The sequence below is a fragment of the Acinetobacter sp. ANC_7654 genome, assembly GCF_056779855.1.
Genome location: NZ_JBWYIR010000008.1, coordinates 111,745 through 134,108 on the forward strand (window position 1 = coordinate 111,745; position 22,364 = coordinate 134,108).

Sequence of the window (22,364 nt, forward strand, 5' to 3'; positions counted from 1 at the left end):
TGCCTCTTTTTTTAGCTATGATCTAGGTTCAATAAAATTTTACATATTTTTTGGAGTGTGACGTGAAACCAGTTCGTCTGGCAATACTCGGTCTAGGAACCGTAGGTGGTGGTGCCCTTAAACTATTACAAGAAAACGCTGCTGAAATTAGACGTCGCACCGGTCGTGAAATTCAAATTACTTATGTGGGTACTCGTCGCCCTCGCCCAGATTTAAATCTTCCAGACTCAGTTAAACAAAGTGCCGACCTTCTTGATATCGTTCGTCAACCTGATGTTGATGTTGTTGTTGAAGTCATGGGTGGTATTCACCCTGCTTATGAAGTCATCAAAGAAGCAATTGTTCATGGCAAACAAGTTGTCACTGCCAATAAGGCGCTTTTAGCTGAACATGGTAACGAATTATTTAAACTTGCTGAAGACAATGCTGTGCAGATCGCCTATGAAGCAGCTGTTGCTGGCGGTATTCCAATTATCAAAGTAATTCGTGAAGGCTTAGCTGCCAATAAAATCGAATGGCTTGCAGGCATCATTAATGGTACAGGCAACTTTATCCTAAGTGAAATGCGTGAAAAAGGACGTGCTTTTGCGGACGTTCTGAAAGAAGCGCAAGAACTTGGCTATGCTGAAGCAGATCCAACCTTTGATGTAGAAGGGATTGATGCTGCTCACAAGTTAACCATTCTTGCATCTTGTGCATTTGGTATTCCACTTCAATTTGATAAAGTTTTTACTGAAGGAATTGGCAAAGTTACTGCTCAAGATGTGAAGTACGCCGAAGATCTTGGCTTCCGTATTAAGCATTTAGGTATTGCACGTCGTGCAGAAAAAGGCATTGAACTACGTGTTCACCCAACGCTCATTCCAGATGACCAGTTGATCGCAAATGTAAACGGCGTTAAAAATGCTGTTCTCGTACAAGCGAACGCAGTCGGCCCAACTTTATATTATGGTGCTGGTGCTGGTGCTGGTCCAACTGCTTCTGCCGTAGTCGCTGACGTTGTCGATATCGTTCGTGACATTTCTTATACTGAAGACGGTGCTGGAACTATTCCACAATTAGCATTTGAAGCACTCACAGACTTACCAATTCTAAGTCGTGAAGAAATGACAACGGGTTACTACATCCGCATTAATGCTGAAGATCAAACAGGCGTACTTGCTGAAGTTACTACGATCTTGAGTCGTGCAGGAATCAGTATTGATGCCATTATGCAGCAACCTCGCTTAAAAGACCTTATTCCTATCGTGATTCTGACAGATCCTATTGTTGAATCAAAAATGGATGAAGCGCTTTCACAAATTCAAGCATTACCCGTCATCCATGGCGAAATTGTACGAATTCGTTTAGAATCGCTTGATAATTAATCATCTCGGGTAGAGGGTACTGCTGCCCTCTCCAGCTCTACACACAATTGGAACATCATCATGTCTAATGCCAATCGTTACACTGGTTTAGTTGACCGTTATCGCGACCGTTTACCAGTGTCTGCAACTACTCGTGCAATCTCCCTAGGCGAAGGTAATACACCACTGATTAAGCTTGCGAATATTCCACGTTTAATTGGCAAAAATGTTGAAATTTATGTGAAGTACGAAGGCTTAAACCCGACTGGTTCATTTAAAGACCGTGGTATGACCATGGCAGTCACTAAAGCGGTTGAAGAAGGCTCTAAAGCGATTATCTGTGCATCTACAGGTAATACCTCTGCTGCCGCTGCCGCTTATGCTGCTCGCGCTGGTATTAAAGCATTCGTTTTAATTCCAGAAGGCAAAATTGCAATGGGTAAAATGGCTCAAGCAATGATGTATGGTGCGATCACAATGCAAATTCGTGGTAACTTCGATGACGGTATGCGCCTTGTTAAAGAAGTTGCTGACCAAGCCCCTGTAACTATCGTAAACTCAATCAACCCTTACCGTTTACAAGGCCAAAAAACGATTGCATACGAAATCGTTGATGAATTAGGTCGTGCACCTGACTATCACTGCTTACCAGTAGGCAACGCAGGTAACATCACTGCACACTGGATGGGTTATACAGAAGCTGTTGCAAACCAACCTGCGGATCAATTTGAGCAAGTAATTTATGATGCTGAAACTGATCAATTCACTGGTCCTAAACCTGAAGGTTTACCGACGATGGTTGGCTATCAAGCTTCTGGTGCAGCACCATTCTTACGTGGTGCACCTGTTCAAAACCCTGAAACTGTTGCAACAGCAATCCGTATTGGTAACCCACAAAGCTGGAACCATGCGAAAGCGGTAGTACGTGACTCTCAAGGATGGTTTGATGAATTAACAGATGCTGAAATCTTAGAAGCTCAACGTTTGCTTTCTATGTATGAAGGTGTATTTGTTGAGCCTGCTTCTGCAGCTTCGATTGGTGGTGCAATCCGCGATATTAAAGCGGGTAAAATTGCTGAAGGTTCAGTCATTGTTTGTACTGTAACTGGTAATGGTCTTAAAGATCCTGATACTGCTATCAAACAGTGTTCTGATGCAGTCATGCTTTCAATTGATGCAACGATGGATCAAGTACGCGATTCAATTTTGTCTAATATGTAAGATTGCATCATAAAAAACCCTGCATCTGCAGGGTTTTTTATTTATGGTCTAGATCGCACGTGGTAACTGACTGGTCCAACGCATTAAGCGAACAGCATCATCATTACGAGCTTGAGTATTGCTTGCTCCTAAAAGCACAACTACAGCTGGACGATTATTCAAAGTCGTATGCATCACCACACAGCGCCCAGCCTCATTAATAAATCCCGTCTTTGAAATGTTAATATTCCAGCCACCGTTACGAACGAGAGAGTTCGTATTGTTCGATTTCAACACACGATAACCGAGGTTAAAATCATAGGTTGGCGTCGTAGAAAATTGACGAATAAGACCGTACTGTGATGCGGTACTCACCAAGATGCCCAAGTCCCGCGCAGAAGCAACATTGCGAGGATCTAGACCTGTAGACTCAGTAAATTTAGATGAATGCATCCCTAAGGCACGTGCTTTATTATTCATAGCAGAGACGAAAGCCGCACGACCTCCTGGATATGTACGAGCCAAAGCCGCAGCTGCAGGGTTTTCAGATTTCATTAAAGCGAATAATAAGGCTTCAGCACGATTCATTGTGTCACCTACACGCAATGTCGAGCTTGAGTTTTTACCACCCGCACCTGCAAAATCAATGCTTTGCAGCGTAATATTTTCAGACATATTTAATTGTGCATCTGCGATCACAACAGCTGTCATTAATTTTGTAACAGACGCAATCGGTAGAGCAGTATTCGTGTTCTTACTAAATAAGACTTCACCCGTATTTGCATCCATGACCAATGCTGCACGCGCGTTCACAGAAGGTTGATTACTATAGCGACTGTTATCAAGAATCTGAGAGGTTGGTGATGTTGAGGTCGCAGGGCCTGTAGATTTACGAATTGTTGTTGTAATCGTGGTTGTTGCTTGAGGTGTATACTCTTCTGAAGAGGAAGTAGAAGCTTTGAGACTATCATTATTTAAGAATTGGCTTGCATCTTCAGATGACCAACTGATGCTCGCCTGCCCCGGTGCAGAATTAGCATGATTAATTAATTCTGCAAAGCTCAATGAGCTCATAGAGAGTAGTACTGATGTAGTCAGCACATGCATTAGCGTTAATTTCTGTTTTTTCACGATAACTTACTCATCTTACGGAGGCATTTTGCATCATTGCTAATCACCTCAAATATGACTTACATTTAGGTACAAACGTGATTAATATTAAACCACGTGATTATGCACAGTATTTTAGTAAAGATTAGGAATAGCATTGCTATTTTTGTTAGTCCAATGCAAGCAATTTTTGCATCATGTAACAAAAAAGTAAGAATAGATTTCAGAGGAGGTGTTTGTGATCACGGTATTAGTGGTAGATGACCATGAGTTAGTTCGTACAGGTATTTGTCGTATGCTTGAAGATCAAGCAGATATTCAAGTCATTGGTCAAGCAGAGTCCGGTGAAGAAGCAATTAGTCTTGTTCGTCAACACCACCCTAATGTCGTCTTGCTCGATGTGAATATGCCTGGTATCGGTGGCGTAGAAACCACTCGCCGTTTATTACAAACAGCACCTGACACTAAAGTTCTCGCCGTCAGTGGCCTAGCGGAAGAACCCTATCCATCACTACTGTTAAAAGCGGGGGCTCGTGGTTATATCACGAAGGGAGCTCCGATCACAGAAATGGTGCGTGCAATTAATAAAGTCATGCAAGGTGGTAAATACTTCAGTGCAGATATTGCTGAACAGCTTGCGAGTTCTTATTTATCTGATACACAAACCTCTCCTTTTGACGCACTTTCTGAACGTGAAATGCAAGTCGCGATGATGGTTGTGAATTGTATTAGTGCCCAAGAAATTTCAGACAAACTCTTTGTTAGCGTAAAAACAGTGAATACCTACCGCTATCGTATATTTGAAAAATTAGGAATCGATAGTGATGTCAAACTGACGCATTTGGCAATTCGTTATGGTTTGATTAAGCCTTAATTTGATCTGAGTATTCCAATGACGTCTGCTGCTTCAATTTCTATTTACCAAACGATCTACCGTCTTGGAACACTATATTCAAGTTATCGTATCATTATCGCCCTAAGCTTAACGCTCATATTCCTACTGACGATTGATTCTGAACGTTATTTTTATCAATACGAATCAATCTATTTTTACGCTTTACTCCTTTATGTTGCAAGCAGCATCATACAAACGATCGTTTTAAAATACTTACCACAAGCTATTTCTAAACAAATTATCACCTTATTTGCAGTTGACCTGCTCTTTCTAAATACTCTTACTTTTGCACTCGGTGGCCCCAATATCGCAATTGGGTTATTGTTTGTCATTTCCGTCTTTGCAGCAAATTTTTTACTCAGTAAAAACCAAGCCTTATTCATCACATTGGTCGCGGTGATTGGGATCGTATATCAACAGTTTTTTGGTAGTTTGTTCTCCATTGAAAGTCTAAATAATATTGGTGACAGTGCCTTTCTTGCCTTTTTATTTTTTGTGGTTCATGGCATTGGTCAAGTATCAATACAACGGTTTCAAGTACTCGAATCGGTCAATACACATCAAGCTAACGAACTCTTTAAATTACAAAATATTAATCGTTATATTCTTGAGCAAATCGAAGTTGGTTATCTGGTCTTAGATGATCACTGTAAAATTATCGTCTGCAATCCTGCTGCATGTTCCCTACTCGGTATTTCGCCACTCTATGCTCATGAACAATATAATCTTGCAAATTTTCAACCAGATCTCTATGAAATTCTCAAAAACACATTAGTTGCTCATGGAGAGCGCTTTCAATTTGAATCGCATCAATCATCCTATACGGTTGATATTCGTATTCAAAAACTGGTTACACCTCAACAAGCGCTCACGCTATTAATTTTGGAAGATGCGCAAAAGCTTAATCAGAAAGTTCAACAAATGAAATTAGCTTCTCTTGGTCAATTATCAGCCAGCATTGCACATGAAATACGTAATCCTTTAGCGGCAATCGTACAAGCTAATGAACTTAATGATGATTCGGATGAAGAACAAAAACGTATGCTCAATCAAATGATTGCCAAGCAAGCAAAGCGTATTGATAAAATCGTCAAAGACACATTGGATATGGCAAAGAATAAAAAAACTGCTGGTGTACTAATTCATTTTGAACAGTTTATGCATGATCTTATTCACCAAGATTTAGCAGATATCAGTTCTCATATTCAATTACAGCTTGAAGCTAATCTTGAAGTTTATTTTGATGAAATCCAACTGCGACAAGTTCTGATTAATTTAATTCGTAATGCTATTCGTCATAATGATCCGACCGCAGAGTACATTTTTGTCAGAAGCAGTTGTTCAGAAAATCAAATTTTTATTGATGTTATCGATTTTGGCAAAGGCATCCAACAACATGATTTATCTCAATTATTTCAACCATTTTTTAGTACTGAAACCAATGGAACTGGTTTAGGATTATATTTATCACAAAGTATTTGTGAAGCTAACCAAGCAAAATTGAGTTATATCGAGCAAGAACAGCAAGGTGCATGTTTTCGTATTACATGCCATAAGACAGACGTTTAGATGGATAAGATCAGGTTATGGTAAAGCAACAACCTTTAGTACTTTTAGTCGATGATGAACCTGATTTATGTATGTTGATGCAAATGACCCTTTCTCGGATGGGCATTAAAACGCATATGGCACATCATTTGAAACAAGCGCTACATTTTCTAAGCGAATATAAATACGATGCGTGTATCACCGATTTCAATTTACCGGATGGCAATGGCATCGATTTAGTTAAATACGTCACCCAGCACTACCCGAAGACGCCCATCGCGGTACTGACCGCCTATGCCAATATGGAGCTGGCAATCTCTGCTTTAAAAGCAGGCGCTTTCGATTTCGTCAGTAAGCCTATTAATCAACAGCATTTGCATCAATTGCTTAAGAAAGCATTACATACCCCTGCAGTGGATAATGATCTCAATCAGCTTCCACTTGAGGAACAACTGCTGATTGGTGTCTCAGAACAAACTCAACAGCTTCGTACAGCAATCAAAAAAATAGCTCGATCACAAGCACCTGTCTTTATTACAGGTGAATCAGGGACTGGTAAAGAAATCGTTGCGAATCTTATTCATCAACTCAGTAATCGTCATGATCATGCCTTTGTCGCGATCAATTGTGGTGCGATGAATGAAGACCTGATGGAAAGTGAATTATTTGGTCATATCAAAGGCAGTTTTGTGGGTGCTGACCAAGACAAACAAGGGTTAATTCAAACTGCTGATGGTGGAACATTATTTTTAGATGAAATTGCAGAGCTTTCACTCGCCATGCAAGCTAAATTGCTACGAGCAGTTCAAGAAAAGAAAATACGTCCGATTGGCAGTGATAAAGAGCTTGATGTTGATTTTAGGATTGTCAGTGCAAGCCATCAAAATCTTGAGCAATTGGTTCAACAAGGCAAATTTAGACAAGATCTATTTTTTAGAATTCATGTGATGGATTTACGTCTTACCCCACTCCGCGATAGACCCAAAGATATTCCTGTTCTAGCTCAACATTTTATTGATAAAATCAGTAGTGAATGGCGTATTGAAGCCCCTCAACTGTCTCAAGAGGCGATACAATTCCTTAAACAACAACCATTTACGGGGAATGTACGCGAACTTAAAAATATCATCGAGCGTGCACTTACACTTTGCGATGATAAGCTCATAGCCGTCGAGCATGTTAAAAGCCCTTCATTAGGCTTAACATCCCAACCTTTAGCACAACAACCAAATAGTCAAATTGAAGCAACTACTGATTTAACGTCTCAAATACCCAAAGGTTTGCCCGAAGAGGGATTAGAACAATACCTTGAGAAAGTAGAAAAAGAAGTTTTAATTAATGCGTTAAACTCAACGCATTGGAACAGAACCCTAGCCGCCAAAAAATTAGGAATGACATTCCGCTCATTACGATATCGTTTAAAAAAATTTGGTTTAGATACTGAAGATGAATAACTTAGCATCACCCCGATATTGATGATATTTAACGGCTTCTTAACAACAAATCGGCTGCGTGTTGGAGGTAAACCTCCTCCTTCATATCCTGCGGCCAAGGATATTCGATATTAGGGGCTATGCCTTGCCCATCAATCTCGACGCCATTGGGTGTTAAGTAATGAGATACTGTCATTTGTAGTGCCGCACCATTTTCAAGTGGAAAGAGTTTTTGCACAACACCTTTACCATAACTCTTTTCACCAATGATTACGGCGCGTTGATGATCTTTCATTGCTGCCGTAAATACTTCTGCTGCAGAAGCCGAACGTTGATTAATCAATACTCCGACTTTAAGCCCTGTAAATTCATGTCCAGGTAAAGCTTGGAATTGTTGATCACCTTCTGAACGGCTACGTGTAGATACAATCAAACCCTGATTTAAAAATAAATCTGCCGTTTCCACAGCAGAAGATAATAATCCACCCGGATTATTTCTTAGATCTATTAAAACAGCTTTGAGTTGTTGGCTATGATGCTCATCGATATAACGTTTTATTTCATTCGCAGTATCTTGCTGAAAAACTTTCACCTTTAATAGTAAAACTTGATTACTCAGCATATGTGCTTGTATATCGGCAACATCTAGTTTTTGATTTCTCACTAAAATAATTGGAGATGAGTTCGGTGATCTTTGTAAACTGATGGTTGATCCAATCGAGCCGCTGAGCAAGTCTTTGACTTGATCTTGGTTTAACAATCTAAGCTCTTGTCCATCAATTTTGTAAAGTGTAACGCCGTTGGCCAATCCTAATTTTGCCGAGTCACTATCGGGATCTAAATTTTCGATCTGCCATAAACCTCGTGAGGTATCAAAGCTAAGATCAAAATCGATACTCGCTAAATCCTCCTCGGTATATTTGAGGAGTTGGCGATAATCTTCTGGAGATAAATAGCGAGAGTAACGATCTAGCCCACTCACCAAACCTTGGATCGCTTGTAAAAATAACTGATCGTCAGTGACTTCAGTGACATAGTTTTCTTTTACTGTACCGTAAATCTGAACAAACTGCTGTATAGATTCAATCGGAACTTCTGAACTGTTTGATGACCAGTCTTCTTCTAAAGGATCAACTGCTGGACCCTTAGATCCAGCAGCGAAAGCATGAACCCCATTCAAACTTAAAGCTAGACCTAACATGAGTTTGAATAACAATGGATTCATACTGAATTCCTTCTTATTTTTTAAACTAAAGTCACTAAATTGCGACCTTTCATTTCAGCAGGAACAGGCAACTGCATTAAATTCAATAATGTCGGTGCAACGTCTGCAAGCACCCCACCCTCTGCAATTTTTGCTTGAGTTGGACCTACATAAATAAATGGCACATGCTCAGTTGTATGTTGAGTATGGACTTGACCACTTTCATAGTCCTGCATTTGTTCAACATTACCGTGATCCGCAGTGATCAACATATGACCTTTCTTCGCCATCACTGCATCATAGACACGACCTAAGCTGACATCCACTGCTTCTACTGCTTTAACGGCAGCATCGAATACCCCTGTATGTCCAACCATATCGCCATTTGCATAGTTCACAACGAGTAAGTCAAATTCACCTGAATTAATTGCATTCACTAACTCATCAGTGACTTCATAAGCACTCATTTCTGGTTTTAAATCATAGGTTGCAACATTTGGTGATGGAATCAAAATACGTTTTTCACCTGGATACTCATCTTCACGACCACCACTGAAGAAGAAAGTCACATGGGCATATTTCTCAGTTTCCGCGATACGTAATTGAGTTTTACCTAAATTAGACAGGTATTCACCAATTGAATTGACCAACGGTTCTGGCATATATGCCACCGGCGCATTAATTGTCGCTTGATAGCGCGTTAACATGACAAATTTCGCAAGCTGAGGCACAACTTTACGCTCGAAACCATCGAAGCCTTGTTCAACAAATGCTTTTGTCAATTCGCGAGCACGATCTGCACGGAAATTCATAAAAACAACAGCATCACCATCTTGTACTGCGGCTACATCCCCAATACGTGTTGCTTTCACAAACTCATCTGACTCTTCAGCAGCATACGCTTGTTCGAGACCTTCCACAGCAGACTCAACTACGCGAACAGCCTCACCTTCTGTTAATAAACGATATGCTTGTTCGACACGATCCCAACGATTGTCACGATCCATTGCGAAATAGCGACCGATCATCGTTGCGATTCGACCCTGACCTGGATATTGGGCAAATAGTGCATCTAATTTCTCTAAAGACGGCTGTGCACTTTTTGGCGGAGTATCACGACCATCTAAGAAAGCATGTAAATAGACTTGAGCACCTTTTTTTAGTGCCAACTCTGCCATAGCAACAATGTGGTCTTCATGAGAGTGAACACCACCTTCAGACAACAATCCAAAAATATGTACTGCTTTTTGATTTTCTTTTGCTTTTTCTACAGCATCAACCAATACTTCATGTTTGTAGAAATCACCAGTACGGATATCTTTGGTAATACGAGTGAAATCTTGATACAACACGCGTCCAGCACCAAGATTCATATGACCAACTTCTGAATTCCCCATTTGGCCATCTGGAAGACCAACATCTTCACCTGAACCTGAAATCAGACCATGTGGATGATTCTGTTTCATTGCAGTTAAATTAGGTGTTTTCGCTGCAAGAAAAGCATTATCTTCGACCGCTTCACGATGACCCACACCATCCATAATGACTAAAACGTGAGGGATTTTGCCAGCAGTTGCATCCGTCATGATATACACTCTTTTCTGTTTACAAATTAATCAACGTATCTTAACGAATTTTTCATTAAGACTCTATCTGAACACGATGGCTTTGATTGATCTAGACCATCTATTTTTCAATTTAAAAATTCTCTAGCGCGCTCGATATAGCAAATAGCTACCTACCGCAAAGATAAGCACAATTGGCAGAAAAACAAACCAAGCGGGAGATGGTGAATACACCAAACTCGCATACCCTAAGAAGTCTTGTAGGTAGTAAAAACCAAGCCCTACAAATAACGCAATTACTAAACGAAATCCCATGGATTGTTGACGTAAAGGGCCAAAAATAAATGAGCAAGCAATCAGTACAAGTGCCAACAATGCAAATGGCGAAGCCACTTTTTGCCAGAATGCAAGTAAATACGTTTTAGGAACTTGACTATATTCATCCATATAGCGCATAAAACTGATCAATTGACTTGGAGCTAAATCTTCAGGATCAATCGTCACCATATGAACATATTTAGGTTGAAGCGCTAAAGCAACATCCTGCTGAGGAGTTTGAATCAGTCTCGAATAGCCTTCAGGAAAAATATCCATCTGACTGGCTTCAATTAAAGACCATTGTCCATTTTGTACAAATTGACCTTGATTCGCAGTCAAGACTGACTTCAGACGATAATCTTGATCAAAGTCCATCATCTCAACTTGACGTAACTGCCCTTGCGCATTTGCATAGTCAATATAAATAAAACGCTGACCTTCTCGAGTCCAATACCCTTTGACTTCGCCAAGCTCAGCAACAGAACGACGGTCTTTAATACTTTCCGCCCTCTCGTTGGTGTAAGGAATAACATATTCACTGAGTAAAAATGAAAGCAATACCAAGAGCATTGCTGAGCGCATGACCCAACCCACAATACGCCACAGGCTAATCCCTGAAGCACGCATGACAATCAGCTCACTATTTGAAGCCATTGAACCCAAACCGAGCACTGCACCAATCAATGCTGAAATAGGTAAAATTTCATATAAATATTGCGGTGAAGCCCATAGAACATGAATAAGCGCTTGCCAAGCTCCATATCCTTCTTTCAGGCTGCCTAATTCACCCATATAGGTAAAAAGAATTTGAAGGGCTGATAAAATCGCTGTAGCACCCAACATCGCCAGCGCTGTGGTTTTCGTCACATGTTTTGCGACAATTCGACGTGCCAACATTATGATTTCACCTGCTCAATTCGTTTTTTTAACTTAGGCGCTAGTTTTTGTTTACGCGAGAAAATCGCTGCACCCACTGCATAAACAATCAAGATAGCGGGATAAGCCCAAATACCAATCTCATCTTTACTAATTCTGGTTTTAATCGCCATTAATGCCACAATCAAACTAGCAAAAATTAAGAGTGCAGGAAATAATTTTAAATATCGTCCTTGGCGTGGAGTAACCTCAGACAATGCCGTTGCTAACATCAATGCCACAATCAATGTAAATGGCACAAATATTCTCCAGCCCAATTCACTGGCAACTACAGGGTCTTCACGAGTTTCAATCAACTTCGAAATTGGTAACGCTTCTACATCACCACTTTCGAATTTCGCCTCTTTATCACTTTCAAGACGCAAACGATATGAAGCAAACTCGGTATGACTATATTTCGGACTATCTTGATAAATTTCGTAACGGCGACCTTGGGTTAAATCAACAACACTCGCTGTTTCACCGACCATTTCAACACGTGTCGCTTCTTTCGCTAAAATCATGATGTCAGGTTTTTCAGGCTTATCTGCACGCTGATAGAAGAAAATTTCTTTTAAGTTTTTACGATCTTCCGAAAGTGCACCAGCATAAATGGTATAAGGACCTGAGGAAATAAACTCTTTTGGACGTACCAAATCAAAGCCTGATCGAACCGCTTGGGTCGTCGTAAGCTTTTCAAATTCACGTATACCCCATGGAGACATCCATACCATTAATACCGTTTGAATGGCCAAATAAATGGCTGTGAGAGGTACCAATAAACGAGCCAATTGATTACGACTAACACCACTGCCATTGAGAACCGCCATTTCATGATCTACATACAGTCGGCCAAACACCAACATGAGACCAATGAAAAAACCTAAAGGTAAGATCAATGTCAAAAATTCTGGAAGACGGTAGCCAATGATGCTAAATAAAATACTTGCATCCATTCGACCCTGAGCTGCCACGCCAAAATACTTGATCAAACGCCCACCCAACATGATGAGTGTAAGCAATGAAATCACAACCACAGAGGTAGATACCACTTGTTTGACGAGGTAACGTCTTATAATCAAAGTAATCTTCCAAAATTAGGTTAAATCGGCTAGCGCTAGTTTACCCGAATGTTAAAAATATAAAACCTCATTGAAATTCTATCATTGGTAGTGTTTCAATGGTTTAATGATTTAAACGGTCTCAATAGGCACACAACAAGCATATGAAACTTTCAATTAATACATCATTGGCACAAATTTCAGAAAGCCAACATTTGGTTATTTTAGTCGACTCTGAAAACACCCATGCAGTTAAAAGCAACTATCAAATCAACAATTTAGACAGCCTAACTGAAGCAGCTCAATTCAAAGCAGGTTTCAATGAGTCTTTATCGTTATTGGGTCAAATTGAAAATCAACCGAATAGCATTCTACTTGGCTTAGGTAATGCACAAGAAGTTAAAGCTGCAAAATTAGCAAAAATTGCACAAACTATTATCAAAGCTTCACAAAAAAAATTCAAACAAATCAGTGTTGATATTTCAGCTTTGCCGAATGAATTACACTACTTATTTGCACTTAAACTCACTCAATCTGCTTATGCTTTTGACGAGTTTAAGTCGAAAAAAAATGACTTTATACTCGAACAAGTTCATCTAATTGCATCAAACTCTACGCTAACGTCAAATCAACTCAACTTAATTCAAGCAATTGAAAGCGGTCAAAACGTTGCACGTGATTTAGCAAATCGTCCAGGAAATATTTGTTTTCCTGAATATTTAGCGGATCATGCAATTGCATTGGCAGCAGAATTCCCAGATTTATTGAAAGTAACCGTGCTAGATGAACAGCAAATTGCTGATCTTGGCATGAATGCATTTCTTGCAGTCAGCAAAGGTTCAGATCGCCCTGGACGTATCATTACTCTTGAATATCAAGGTCAACTTGAACAAGCTCCTATCGTCCTCGTGGGTAAAGGAATCACTTTCGATACGGGTGGTATTTCATTAAAACCAGGTTTAGGCATGGATGAAATGAAATACGATATGGGTGGTGCAGCTTCAGTTTTAGGAACCATGCGCTCACTCTGTGAAGCTCGCCTTCCGATTCATGTTGTAGGTGCAATTGCGGCGGCTGAGAACATGCCATCAGGTCATGCAACTCGACCAGGTGATATCGTCACCACGATGAGTGGTCAAACTGTTGAAATTCTAAATACAGATGCCGAAGGTCGCTTAGTCCTCTGTGACACGCTGACCTATGTCAAACGCTTTAACCCAGAACTTGTGATTGATATCGCAACATTAACAGGCGCTTGTGTTGTTGCTTTAGGCTCTGTTTTAACTGGTATGTTCACACCAGATGATGAACTGGCACATGAACTTTCTCAAGCTGGTGAACAATCCTTTGACCGTGTATGGCGTATGCCTGTCTATGATGACTACCAAGAACAGCTTGACTCTCCATTTGCTGATATTGCCAATATTGGTGGTCCAAAAGCTGGTGCTGTTACAGCTGCTTGCTTCTTGCAACGCTTCACACGTGAATATCGTTGGGCACATTTAGATGTTGCTGGTACAGCTTGGACATCTGGCGCAGCAAAAGGTGCAACTGGTCGCCCAGTTCCATTATTGGTTCAATTTCTCGCAAATCGCGTAAATTAATGTCTAAAATCAGCTTCTACTTATTTGAAAAGAGTCCAGAACGACAGGTCCAAAGTGCCTGTCGTTTATGTCGAAAAATTCTGCGTAACCCTGCAAAAATATGGATTCATTGTCCAGAATTGAGCATTCAAAATGAACTCGATGATTTACTTTGGAGTTTCGATCCGCAGAGTTTTTTGACACATGGCATTGATGATCAATCAGCAGCTATTTGTATTTCGTCTAAGCTCCCTGAAACTCAGGAATGGATCGTGTTTAATTTTCACATTCATGCACTTGAAGATCCTTCACGTTTCAGTCACATTATCGAAATTATTGAAAACAACGAAGCTGCCAAAGAAATTGGACGAGAGAAATATAAAACCTATCGAAAATTAGGTATCTCACCTCAAACACATAAACTTTAGCGCGTTGTCATTGGAAAAAGGAGAATCACGGTGGCCATTAATGTCGGTCAAGATTTTAAAAAACGTTGGTTGAAAGCGCCAGAAGCGGTTCGCCAAGCTTTTATCGACGACCTTAATCGCATCAGTGATTTACTCGAACCTCAAACTCAACCAGAGCAATGGCTAGACCATGATGATCGTGCCCAGCAAGTGGCTCAATTAAAGGTTGAACAGGCTTATGCGGATGAAAAAGCACGATTAATTGAAGAAGCTCGTATTCGTAAGCAATTGGCTTTAGAAAAATCATTAGCAGAAAAACGTGCACTGCAAGAGGCTTATAATCAAAAGCTTCTACAAGATGAATATCTTAAATTTCAACAACAAACCGATTCGCTCGTACAGTTACGACAAGTGATTGATGCAGAAATCGATGAATATACTGAAAAATACCAAAAAGTGACTACACCCCATCGAGACTTTTCAGGAAACTCTCCTGCGCATTTATCAATTCATCAAGATTTAGATACGATTCGTTTACGTCTCGAGCTTGAAGCTGAAACCATGATTGAAGATGCCGTACAAATCTTTAAATCAAAACTTCAAGCAGCAGCAAAAGAAGAGATCGAACTTATTTTAAAAAATACATCTCTACCTTCTTAGAGGCTCGAACGGTGGATGCTTAGTGTCATCAAAATGAAACATATTTGTCACACCATGAATGTGATTTAAATGCTCTCTGCGATTTGACGGACATGAGGAAAGTATCACCATGGATCTTTTAAACAACATCTCTGAACGAATCACTCATTTGAAATCTGGCGAACATGTCACGATCAGTGCTCAAGAACTATTGATTAGTCGAGCAGATTTTCAATCGATTTTAGTGTATTTAAAACATGAGTCGAAAAGAGGCGACTTTTTAATTCAAGATGAAGATTTGGTAGAGAATTGGTTTGATCGCACATCACTCACCATTAATAAAATTTAAAAGAGCCCACTGAGGGCTTTTTTTATCAGGTTTGAAGTATCAATTTAAGCAAAAAAATCTAAAACGGCTGAGAATATATTTCCCATGCCATACCCCATACCTAGTAAAAGTGCGATCCAAATCCAAGCACCAATAATATTGTAAAACATGAAACTGCTATAGCTCATATATCCAGAGCCAGCAGCGAATGGAGCAAAAGAACGGACAAAAGGGATAAAGCGCGCAATTAAAATGGTCTTACCACCATGTTTTTCGAAATAAGCATTCGTTTTGGCAATATACTCAGGTTTTAACCAACGTGAGTGGTCGCTAAAATTTTTAATACCAAGCCATCGCCCTGTATAGAAATTGAGAATATAACCAAGGACTGAGCCGATAAATAATAACAATCCCATATAGTGCAAATGAATCAACTCAGTGGTCGAACATAAAGCACCGATGGCGATGAGCAAACTGTCCCCAGGTAAAAAAAACATGAAAACGGAACCATTTTCCGCAAATATCACTAAAAATAAAATTGCGTAAATCCATACGCCATATTGCTCTAATAAACTAGGTAAAAGCTGCTCTAAATGCAGTAAAAAATCAATCATTCTGAAGTTCTCTGAGCATGTTGCTTTCTCCTTTAGATAGATTGTATACCTAATTTATTTAAACAAAAAAACAGCCTAAAAATTTAGGCTGTTTTCTATTTTAATCATTTTTTAACGTAAAAAGCCATTCTGTGCTAAAAATTCCATGCTTAATTTAGACTCAGGTTTATGTTCAGCAGCCTTATCCCCAAGCAATAAACGTTCAATATATCGTGCAAGTACATCGACTTCTAAGTTTACTTTAGTCCCGACTTTCCACGTACTAATATTGGTCCGCTCTGCAGTATGAGGAATAAGATTTAAACTCAACACATTGCCACGTAGATGATTGATTGTAAGACTAATTCCATCAACTGTGATGGAACCTTTCTCCGCTAAATATTTTGCAATTTCAGGCGGGGCCGTTACCTCAAAATAGAGTGAACGTGCATCTTGACGTTGCACCGTAATTTCACCAACTACATCTACATGTCCACTAACAATATGACCACCAAAGCGAGTTGTTGGTAACATCGCTTTTTCTACATTGACGGTTTGCCCAACCTTCCAACTCGATAAAGTTGTACGATGAATACTTTCAAGTGACACATCTGCTTCGTACCATTGATTGCCCCATGCAATAACAGTTAAGCAGATGCCATTAGTCGCAATAGAATCACCCAAGTGAACATCAGACATATCAAGATCAGTCTGTATACGCAAGCGGATATCACCACCTACATTTTGTAAACTTTCGACTTTTCCTAAACTTTCTACAATGCCTGTAAACATAATGGGTACTCTTAAATTTGTTCTATTTTTACCATAAATCCAATTGTTCAGCGACGCCTGTAGTGTCAACTCCACCCAATTCAGCATAGTGGTGTAACTGACCAAGTAACTGTCGAATTGGCGGTCCTGATTTTGCGTGCGTGTCTGTAATCACGATAAACTCAAGAACGCGCGCACGCTCAGACTGACGCTGCTTACTCACACGATATCTTGGAACATCTTGAGTCAAAATTGTGACTCGTCCACGCTCTAAATTCGCTTTAAGTAAATCGCCAGCCTCAATATTTCCATCCGTTGAATAGCTGGTCAAAATATAGCGTGCATTAATGGTTTGCAAAAGCTTTTCATACGCTTCTTTGGCATGTTTAGAAGAATTGTATGGGCTTGGTCGTTCTTTACGCCAAGCACGGTCGATTCCACTCTTGAAACCCTTAGTATCTGGACTTGGTAAATCTACCTGATCCCATAAAGTCAAAGCATTCAATACATGATAGTTGCTACTATAGGCATGCTGATTATAGGGTGGATCCAAATATGCCACATCGACTTCGAAACCACTCATTTGGTTTGCTAAGTGTTGAGCATCCACACACCACATTTCAGCTGCTGGGCCTGTCAGATTTGAATTTTCACAAAAACGACTTGGGGTCAGCCATAGTAATGATTCAATTCGCTCTAAAGCCGTCTGAGTTTTACCGCCCCAGCCGTGATGGAAACTCTTAAATACGCCTGACGTATTACTCACAAAACTTGCTGAATACAATAAAGGTGCAAGTAAAGCGCTCATTTCCACATCATCAATTGCACCTTGAGCTTGCCAGGTTGCAATTTGTTGACGAATTGCATCAATGCGCATGCCATTTCGACGTTTGAAGAATAAACGGTCTCGTGAAGGATCATAGATCTCATCATTACGAGGACAGAGATTGTGTGTTACCCATCCTTTGACCTCAGGCAAGCGATTAAGATAATCAATTGCTTTCTGATATCCGCCTAATTCTTTAAAAACAGGAGCTTCAGTACATGACAATATGGCATGATTGAGTGCGTGGCTGTAAGGCTCCCAATCATTCGCTATTACTCGGTAGCCATTTTGACGAGCCAAACGAGAAACCACACCACTCCCAGCAAAAAAGTCCGCAAAGATAGGCGCTCGACCTGAACTCGTATTCAAAGTTCCAGTGCTTTCTAATGCCTCAAGAATCAAATGTAATAAACGACGCTTGTTGCCTAAATAAGGCACAAGTTGATTAAACAAATACTCATCTGTCGTACGTGCTGCATGGCGACGTTTATGATAAACCGTTGACTCTATACTCATAGCGACTCTTGATCAGGGATTAATTTTAAACGGATGTCATCACCTAACTGAGTTACATCTTGAAGTTTAAAACGGAGTTGTTCTGTCATTTGTTTAAATTCAGCATTAAACATTGGACGAGCTGATTGACCTAATAGTGTAGGCGCAATATAACTAATCAATTCGTCTACCAAATTTTCCTGCAAAAATGCAGTAGATAGGGTTGCACCAGCTTCCACCATCACATCATAGATTTGAAAATCTTTTAAGACTTTTAGCAACTCAACTAAGGGCTGAACTTCGAATTGAATCACGCCAAGTTGTGCAAGCTCTGCTCGAAATGGTCCCATGACCATGACAGTATCAGGATTCTCTAACACTTTAGCATCTAAAGGTAAGCGACCTTGACGATCTAAAATCACACGTTTTGGCTGCACAACTCGTTCTAATTGAATATTCGGTAGAGCTCTAACATTCAACTGACAATCATCAGCCAACACTGTTTCAATACCCGTGATCACTGCACCAGAAATTGCACGCCAATGTTGAACATCCTGACGTGCCAGTTCACCTGTAATCCACTTCGACTCCCCTGAAGCCATTGCTGTACGACCATCGAGACTCGACGCGACCTTTAAACGTACATAAGGTAATCCCTTAGACATAGCTTTAAAGAAGCCTAAGTTCAAAGGACGCGCTTCCAACTCACAGATCCCGACTTCAACGTCTATACCTGCTTGTTGTAGGATAGCCACACCTTTACCAGCAACCAATGGATTAGGGTCTGAACAAGCCACTATCACTTTTTCAATGCCCGCTTCGACCAAACCTTTAGCACAAGGAGGAGTACGACCATAATGCGCACAAGGTTCTAATGTGACATACGCGGTTGCACCCTGTGCTTGCTCCCCTGCTTGACGAAGTGCAAACACTTCGGCATGTGGTTGCCCAGCTTGGGGGTGAAAGCCTTCACCAATAATCTGTCCGTCTTTGACAATGACACAACCTACATTAGGATTTGGTTTTGTCGAATATTGACCTTTCTTCGCCAATGCTATTGCACGACGCATCCACATTTGATCTTGATCGATCTTTTGTTGCGAGAACTCAGACATTCATAACCTTGAAGTTGAATTTGGGGCGAGATTAATGTTCTTGATCTCGGTGTTGCATTTGTTCGATTTGACGGCGGAACGCTTCTACATCTTGGAAATCTTGATATACAGATGCAAAACGTACGTATGCGACATGATCGAGTGCAAATAAAGCCTTCATTACAATTTCGCCTATAGTACGCGAACGCACATCACGTTCACCTAGTCGACGAATTTGAAGTTGAATATCACTGACCACCGCTTCAATTTGTTCTTGTGTCACAGGACGTTTTTGTAAAGCATGCATGAGTGAACGACGAAGTTTCGCTTCATCATAAGGTTCATTTTTACCATCAGACTTGGTGACACGAGGCATCACCACTTCAAAACTTTCAAAAGTTGTAAAACGCTCATTACAACTAATACATTCACGACGACGGCGAATTTGGCAGCCTTCAGCAGCTAAACGTGAATCAATCACCTTACTATCAGCGGCGTTGCAAAATGGACAATGCATAGCGGTTTAATTGAACAAATTCTATTTGCACCAAGTGTATCAAAAAATTCTGCTCATGTTGAGCTTTCATCAATATATAGAAAAAAAACAGCCCCAAAGGGCTGTTTCACACTATATATTGATTGTTGTGTTTAATCGTTATTCAACGCGCTCACCATGTTGACTTAAATCCAGACCCATACGCTCATCGTCTGATTCAACACGAATACCGATGATTAAATCAATGACTTTTAAGATGATGAATGTCAGGATTGCTGAATAAGCGATTGTTGCAAGAACACCTTCAACTTGTACCCATAATTGGCTTAATACGTTTGTAGGTGCTGCATCGCCCATGATGAACTCACTTGCAAAGAATGCGGTTAGAATTGCGCCAACGATACCACCAACACCGTGAAGTCCAAAGGCATCTAATGAGTCATCCGCTTTCAATGCACGTTTTAATGCTGTAATACCCCAGAAGCATACGACACCACCAATTAAGCCCATCGCTAAAGCACCACCTACTGTCACGAATCCAGCAGCTGGCGTAATCACAACCAGGCCAGCTACCGCACCTGATGCCGCACCCAACACTGAAGCTTTGCCACGAACGACTTTTTCAGTGATTAACCATGAAATGGCAGCAGCGGCAGCAGCAACTTGAGTTACCACCAATGCATAACCTGCTGAACCATTTGCACCTAATGCAGAACCACCATTGAAACCAAACCAGCCGACCCAAATTAAACTCGCACCAATGACAGTCAATGTAAGGTTATGTGGTGCCATTGATTCTTTGCCTAGCCCCATACGCTTACCAAGCATATACGCCGCAACTAAACCAGCAACACCTGAGTTAATATGAACAACAGTACCACCTGCAAAATCAAGTGCACCATCGTTACCTAACCAACCACCACCCCATACCCAATGTGTAATAGGAGCATAGACAACCACCACCCAAATTGCGATAAACGCAACAAAAGCACTGAATTTCATACGCTCAGCAATAGAACCACTGATAATGGCAACGGTAATGATTGCAAATGTCATCTGGAAGATGACAAATAAAATTTCTGGAATTGTTCCACTCAATGCTTCTGTAGTGATACCAGACAACATAAATTTATCTAGACTTCCAATAAAGGCATTACCTTCACCAAAAGCAAGAGTGTAGCCAACCACTACCCAAGCGATACTGACCACCGCAGCAGCGACAAAGCTGTGTGCCATGGTACTTAAGACATTTTTTTTACGTACCATACCGCCGTAGAACAGCGCTAAACCAGGAATGGTCATGAGTAAAACGAGTGCAGTTGAAACTAAAATCCAGGCAGTGTCACCCGTATCAAGAACTGCCGCTTCTTCAGCAGGAGCTTCTTCTGGAGCTGCTGGTAATGTTTCAACCAAATTAGAATCTGTAGATGAAGCCTCAGTTTCAACAACTGCAACTTCAGTAGAAGTTGGTTCTGACACTGCTTCTTCAGCCCATGCGACAGAACCACCTAAGAGTGCGCCAGACAAGCTCAGCGCCATTAGCATTTTTTTCATTCGTATCCCCCAACCTAGTTTTTGTGAGTTATTCGCTACTCAGCAAACTTCATGCCAAATTAAACTGCGTCAGCACCAGTCTCACCAGTACGGATACGGATAACTTGTTCTAGATTCGTCACGAAAATTTTTCCGTCACCAATTTTGCCAGTACTAGCTACACGTGTAATTGATTCAATCACTGAATCAACCATTTCGTCACTGATTGCGATTTCAATTTTTACTTTAGGTAAAAAATCAACCACATATTCAGCACCACGATAAAGTTCAGTATGACCTTTTTGACGACCAAAACCTTTTACTTCAGTTACGGTGATCCCTTGAACGCCAATTTCAGAGAGTGCTTCACGCACGTCATCTAATTTGAATGGTTTTACAATTGCTGTTACGAGTTTCATGTTGTTTTCCTTCGGCTTTTTTCACCAGTAAGGTTTTATGTTCAAATTTCATGCCAAACTTCATAATGGTTGGGGATATTAATCAGCCAGCATGAACTTATTTATAACCTATTTTATACGCCTACACGGTCTTATGTTCTAAAAATATTGGGAATTTTGATGGATTTTTTTTATGTTCTTATTGGTTTAACCTATGAAATGTAGTTAACACTAGGGGCAATCTAAAACGGATGTTAAACTTCAATGTTGATGACTTATTATTCGGAAGAACTATGATTGAAACTTTATTACAGGCAATCTTAGAACAGGTTGACCAACCCAAAAAAGATTTAGAAAAAAATGTGAGAGCGTTGTTAAACGAAGCGATTAGTAAAATGGATTTGGTTTCTAAAGAAGAAATTGAGCGTCAGAAAACTGCACTAAACAATGCCAATTTGCGTTTAACAGAACTTCAAACGCAATTAAAATCATTAGAAAGCTTAATTTCCGATCAAAAATAAGCAACATTGCACCAATACAGTGCTTAAACACAAAGTTAGCGATTAAAAATAAAGCAATTCTAAAAATAATATAATAATGGTTCAA

21 protein-coding genes and 2 pseudogenes are annotated in these 22,364 nt (G+C 40.3%); 11 read left to right on the forward strand and 12 right to left on the reverse strand.

Features of this window, described 5'->3' with window-relative positions; translation table 11 throughout:
* The first annotated feature begins 62 nt into the window (after positions 1-62).
* Both AC1M86_RS10080 and thrC read left to right on the forward strand, forming a co-directional pair.
* A complete protein-coding gene (locus tag AC1M86_RS10080; RefSeq protein WP_035263907.1) occupies positions 63-1,367 on the forward strand; it encodes a homoserine dehydrogenase in 1,305 nt (434 codons plus the stop codon).
* A 60-nt stretch (positions 1,368-1,427) separates the two neighbouring features.
* A complete protein-coding gene (gene thrC, locus AC1M86_RS10085) occupies positions 1,428-2,567 on the forward strand; it encodes a threonine synthase (protein ID WP_092767330.1) in 1,140 nt (379 codons plus the stop codon).
* Between the two features lie 48 nt (positions 2,568-2,615).
* Here thrC and AC1M86_RS10090 read toward each other — a convergent pair whose 3' ends face one another.
* Positions 2,616-3,677: a serine hydrolase gene (locus AC1M86_RS10090; RefSeq protein ID WP_143047408.1), complete on the reverse strand. Its 1,062-nt coding sequence runs from the start codon at positions 3,675-3,677 to the stop codon at positions 2,616-2,618.
* A gap of 217 nt (positions 3,678-3,894) precedes the next feature.
* Between AC1M86_RS10090 and gacA the strand changes: the two genes are divergently transcribed.
* The 4 genes and pseudogenes from gacA to AC1M86_RS10110 form a co-directional block, all read left to right on the forward strand.
* A complete protein-coding gene (gacA, locus tag AC1M86_RS10095) occupies positions 3,895-4,530 on the forward strand; it encodes a response regulator transcription factor GacA (protein ID WP_092767334.1) in 636 nt (211 codons plus the stop codon).
* A gap of 18 nt (positions 4,531-4,548) precedes the next feature.
* On the forward strand, positions 4,549-6,120 hold the full coding sequence (locus AC1M86_RS10100) for a sensor histidine kinase (protein WP_481607878.1): 1,572 nt from the start codon (positions 4,549-4,551) through the stop codon (positions 6,118-6,120).
* Positions 6,121-6,137: 17 nt separating this feature from the next.
* Positions 6,138-7,266 (forward strand): annotated as a pseudogene (locus AC1M86_RS10105) (sigma-54-dependent transcriptional regulator); the annotation flags it as partial.
* Positions 7,267-7,373: 107 nt separating this feature from the next.
* Positions 7,374-7,553 (forward strand): annotated as a pseudogene (locus AC1M86_RS10110) (helix-turn-helix domain-containing protein); the annotation flags it as partial.
* 28 nt (positions 7,554-7,581) lie between these two features.
* Here AC1M86_RS10110 and AC1M86_RS10115 read toward each other — a convergent pair.
* The 4 genes from AC1M86_RS10115 to lptF all read right to left on the reverse strand — a co-directional run bounded on the left by AC1M86_RS10115 (position 7,582) and on the right by lptF (position 12,616).
* Positions 7,582-8,757: a S41 family peptidase gene (locus AC1M86_RS10115; protein ID WP_228143113.1), complete on the reverse strand. Its 1,176-nt coding sequence runs from the start codon at positions 8,755-8,757 to the stop codon at positions 7,582-7,584.
* 20 nt (positions 8,758-8,777) lie between these two features.
* Positions 8,778-10,322 carry a 2,3-bisphosphoglycerate-independent phosphoglycerate mutase gene (gene gpmI / locus AC1M86_RS10120; protein WP_092767340.1) on the reverse strand — a complete coding sequence of 515 codons (1,545 nt, stop codon included), beginning with the start codon at positions 10,320-10,322 and terminating at the stop codon, positions 8,778-8,780.
* A gap of 123 nt (positions 10,323-10,445) precedes the next feature.
* On the reverse strand, positions 10,446-11,516 hold the full coding sequence (gene lptG / locus AC1M86_RS10125; protein ID WP_035263894.1) for an LPS export ABC transporter permease LptG: 1,071 nt from the start codon (positions 11,514-11,516) through the stop codon (positions 10,446-10,448).
* Entirely contained in the window at positions 11,516-12,616 is a 1,101-nt protein-coding gene (gene lptF, locus AC1M86_RS10130; protein WP_481607879.1) for an LPS export ABC transporter permease LptF, read from the reverse strand. Before lptF ends, lptG begins: the two co-directional genes overlap by 1 nt.
* A gap of 143 nt (positions 12,617-12,759) precedes the next feature.
* Here lptF and AC1M86_RS10135 point away from each other — a divergent pair, with 143 nt between their 5' ends.
* The 4 genes from AC1M86_RS10135 to AC1M86_RS10150 all read left to right on the forward strand — a co-directional run bounded on the left by AC1M86_RS10135 (position 12,760) and on the right by AC1M86_RS10150 (position 15,573).
* Positions 12,760-14,199, forward strand: a complete 1,440-nt coding sequence (locus AC1M86_RS10135; RefSeq protein WP_481607880.1) for a leucyl aminopeptidase — start codon at positions 12,760-12,762, stop codon at positions 14,197-14,199.
* Positions 14,199-14,606: a DNA polymerase III subunit chi gene (locus AC1M86_RS10140; protein ID WP_035263890.1), complete on the forward strand. Its 408-nt coding sequence runs from the start codon at positions 14,199-14,201 to the stop codon at positions 14,604-14,606. Before AC1M86_RS10135 ends, AC1M86_RS10140 begins: the two co-directional genes overlap by 1 nt.
* A 30-nt stretch (positions 14,607-14,636) precedes the next feature.
* Positions 14,637-15,245 (forward strand): cell division protein BlhA, encoded by a 609-nt coding sequence (blhA, locus tag AC1M86_RS10145; protein WP_481607881.1) that lies wholly within the window; start codon positions 14,637-14,639, stop codon positions 15,243-15,245.
* A 109-nt stretch (positions 15,246-15,354) separates the two neighbouring features.
* Positions 15,355-15,573 (forward strand): hypothetical protein, encoded by a 219-nt coding sequence (locus tag AC1M86_RS10150; RefSeq protein ID WP_481607882.1) that lies wholly within the window; start codon positions 15,355-15,357, stop codon positions 15,571-15,573.
* A gap of 44 nt (positions 15,574-15,617) precedes the next feature.
* On the opposite strand, the gene AC1M86_RS10155 is transcribed toward AC1M86_RS10150, so the two are convergent.
* From AC1M86_RS10155 to glnK, 7 genes are all read right to left on the reverse strand, one after another.
* Complete coding sequence (locus tag AC1M86_RS10155) at positions 15,618-16,166, reverse strand: VTT domain-containing protein (protein ID WP_481607883.1); 549 nt, start codon at positions 16,164-16,166, stop codon at positions 15,618-15,620.
* Positions 16,167-16,277: 111 nt separating this feature from the next.
* On the reverse strand, positions 16,278-16,937 hold the full coding sequence (locus tag AC1M86_RS10160) for a riboflavin synthase (RefSeq protein WP_092767353.1): 660 nt from the start codon (positions 16,935-16,937) through the stop codon (positions 16,278-16,280).
* A 28-nt stretch (positions 16,938-16,965) separates the two neighbouring features.
* A complete protein-coding gene (locus AC1M86_RS10165) occupies positions 16,966-18,258 on the reverse strand; it encodes a DNA adenine methylase (protein WP_481607884.1) in 1,293 nt (430 codons plus the stop codon).
* Positions 18,255-19,352 carry a bifunctional diaminohydroxyphosphoribosylaminopyrimidine deaminase/5-amino-6-(5-phosphoribosylamino)uracil reductase RibD gene (ribD, locus tag AC1M86_RS10170; protein ID WP_481607885.1) on the reverse strand — a complete coding sequence of 366 codons (1,098 nt, stop codon included), beginning with the start codon at positions 19,350-19,352 and terminating at the stop codon, positions 18,255-18,257. The genes AC1M86_RS10165 and ribD overlap by 4 nt, the downstream gene beginning before the upstream one ends.
* Before the next feature lie 31 nt (positions 19,353-19,383).
* Positions 19,384-19,848, reverse strand: a complete 465-nt coding sequence (gene nrdR / locus AC1M86_RS10175) for a transcriptional regulator NrdR (RefSeq protein WP_092767359.1) — start codon at positions 19,846-19,848, stop codon at positions 19,384-19,386.
* 138 nt (positions 19,849-19,986) lie between these two features.
* Positions 19,987-21,381, reverse strand: coding sequence for an ammonium transporter (locus AC1M86_RS10180; protein WP_035263878.1), 1,395 nt, complete (start codon positions 21,379-21,381; stop codon positions 19,987-19,989).
* A 59-nt stretch (positions 21,382-21,440) separates the two neighbouring features.
* Entirely contained in the window at positions 21,441-21,779 is a 339-nt protein-coding gene (gene glnK / locus AC1M86_RS10185) for a P-II family nitrogen regulator (RefSeq protein ID WP_004650081.1), read from the reverse strand.
* 272 nt (positions 21,780-22,051) lie between these two features.
* Between glnK and AC1M86_RS10190 the strand changes: the two genes are divergently transcribed.
* Entirely contained in the window at positions 22,052-22,279 is a 228-nt protein-coding gene (locus AC1M86_RS10190) for an accessory factor UbiK family protein (protein WP_092767430.1), read from the forward strand.
* The last annotated feature ends 85 nt before the right edge of the window (positions 22,280-22,364 follow it).

Bases quoted from the DNA above. Each gene is read 5' to 3' on its own strand.
- AC1M86_RS10160 (WP_092767353.1), bottom strand. From the start codon at position 16,937: ATGTTTACAGGCATTGTAGAAAGTTTAGGAAAAGTCGAAAGTTTACAA.
- ribD (WP_481607885.1), bottom strand. From the start codon at position 19,352: ATGTCTGAGTTCTCGCAACAAAAGATCGATCAAGATCAAATGTGGATG.
- lptG (WP_035263894.1), bottom strand. From the start codon at position 11,516: ATGTTGGCACGTCGAATTGTCGCAAAACATGTGACGAAAACCACAGCG.
- AC1M86_RS10190 (WP_092767430.1), top strand. From the start codon at position 22,052: ATGATTGAAACTTTATTACAGGCAATCTTAGAACAGGTTGACCAACCC.
- nrdR (WP_092767359.1), bottom strand. From the start codon at position 19,848: ATGCATTGTCCATTTTGCAACGCCGCTGATAGTAAGGTGATTGATTCA.
- AC1M86_RS10100 (WP_481607878.1), top strand. From the start codon at position 4,549: ATGACGTCTGCTGCTTCAATTTCTATTTACCAAACGATCTACCGTCTT.
- AC1M86_RS10155 (WP_481607883.1), bottom strand. From the start codon at position 16,166: ATGATTGATTTTTTACTGCATTTAGAGCAGCTTTTACCTAGTTTATTA.
- thrC (WP_092767330.1), top strand. From the start codon at position 1,428: ATGTCTAATGCCAATCGTTACACTGGTTTAGTTGACCGTTATCGCGAC.
- AC1M86_RS10180 (WP_035263878.1), bottom strand. From the start codon at position 21,381: ATGAAAAAAATGCTAATGGCGCTGAGCTTGTCTGGCGCACTCTTAGGT.
- AC1M86_RS10115 (WP_228143113.1), bottom strand. From the start codon at position 8,757: ATGAATCCATTGTTATTCAAACTCATGTTAGGTCTAGCTTTAAGTTTG.
- AC1M86_RS10165 (WP_481607884.1), bottom strand. From the start codon at position 18,258: ATGAGTATAGAGTCAACGGTTTATCATAAACGTCGCCATGCAGCACGT.
- gpmI (WP_092767340.1), bottom strand. From the start codon at position 10,322: ATGACGGATGCAACTGCTGGCAAAATCCCTCACGTTTTAGTCATTATG.
- AC1M86_RS10140 (WP_035263890.1), top strand. From the start codon at position 14,199: ATGTCTAAAATCAGCTTCTACTTATTTGAAAAGAGTCCAGAACGACAG.
- AC1M86_RS10135 (WP_481607880.1), top strand. From the start codon at position 12,760: ATGAAACTTTCAATTAATACATCATTGGCACAAATTTCAGAAAGCCAA.
- glnK (WP_004650081.1), bottom strand. From the start codon at position 21,779: ATGAAACTCGTAACAGCAATTGTAAAACCATTCAAATTAGATGACGTG.
- AC1M86_RS10150 (WP_481607882.1), top strand. From the start codon at position 15,355: ATGGATCTTTTAAACAACATCTCTGAACGAATCACTCATTTGAAATCT.